Genomic DNA, 1,315 nt, shown 5'->3' on the forward strand with positions numbered 1-1,315 from the left:
GCAGCAGCGGCCGGTGCTTCCTTGGCCTTCTGCATCATGGCTTTGACGTAAACCTGCACGTCTTCTTTCAGGATGCGACCGTGCGGGCCACTGGCGCCGACGGCGTTCAGCTCGACGCCGAACTCACGGGCCAGTTGGCGTACAGCCGGGCCGGCGTGAACCTTGGCGCCTGGCTTGGCCGGTGCAGCGGCAGGTGCAGCAGCTACCGGAGCAGCAGYCGGTGCGGCGGCAGGAGCTGGAACGCTCGGTGCAGCAACGGCCGGAGCCGGGGCAGCGGCAGGCGCAGCGCCTTTGACTTTGAGCGTGAGGATCAGGTCGCCGGTGCCGACTTCGTCATCGAGCTTGATGGAAACGCTTTCCACCACGCCAGCGGCAGGCGACGGGATTTCCATGCTCGCCTTGTCGGATTCCAGGGTGATCAGCGACTGGTCGGCTGCAACGGTGTCGCCGGCCTTGACCAGGACTTCGATGATCTTGGCCTTGCCCGACGAACCGATGTCCGGAACGTGGATGTCCTGAATGCTGTCGGCAACCGGTGCAGCCGGGGCTGCTGCAGGAGCAGGCGCAGCGGCAGCAGCTGGAGCGGCAGCCTGGGCTGGAGCAGCAGCCGGTGCCGCGGCACCCGCCACTTCCAGATCCAGGATCAGGTCGCCAGTGCCGACTTCGTCGTTGAGCTTGACGCTGATGGCCTTGACCACGCCAGCGGCAGGCGACGGGATTTCCATGCTCGCCTTGTCGGACTCCAGGGTGATCAGCGATTGATCAGCTGCGACGGTGTCGCCGACCTTGACCTGGATCTCGATGATCTGGGCCTTGCCCGCCGAACCGATGTCCGGCACGTGCACTTGCTGAACGCTGGCAGCAGCCGGCGCAGCAACAGGAGCAGCGGCAGGCGCAGCAGCCGGTTTGGCTTCAGCCTTGGCGGCTGGTGCAGCGGCAGCCGCAGGGGCCGCGGCTGCGGCACCTTCGACTTCCAGCTCCAGCAGTTCGTCGCCTTCTTTCAGGCGATCGCCCAGCTTCACTTTCAGGCTCTTGATGATACCGGCCTTCGGCGCAGGCACTTCCATGCTCGCCTTGTCCGACTCAAGTGTCAGGATGCTCTGGTCGGCTTCGATACGGTCGCCGACCTTCACAAACAGTTCAATTACTTCACCTTCACCGCTGCCGATGTCAGGTACGCGAATGAGTTCGCTCACAGAATCTCTCCTCAGCAGTCCAGTGGGTTGCGTTTTTCCGGGTTGATACCGAACTTGGCAATGGCTTCAGCCACGACCTTAGGTTCGATGTCACCACGGTCAGCCAGTGCTTCCAGGGC

2 protein-coding genes are annotated in these 1,315 nt (G+C 63.9%); both read right to left on the bottom strand.

What is annotated here, in order from left to right; genetic code table 11:
• On the bottom strand, nt 1–1,196 hold a 1,196-nt coding region (locus AC1D2P_RS30680), incomplete at its 3' end, for a biotin/lipoyl-containing protein (RefSeq protein WP_477811770.1).
• 11 nt (nt 1,197–1,207) lie between these two features.
• On the bottom strand, nt 1,208–1,315 hold a 108-nt coding region (locus AC1D2P_RS30685; RefSeq protein ID WP_477811771.1), incomplete at its 5' end, for a hypothetical protein.

It is taken from the genome of Pseudomonas sp. P1_F1_2 (genome assembly GCF_056405815.1).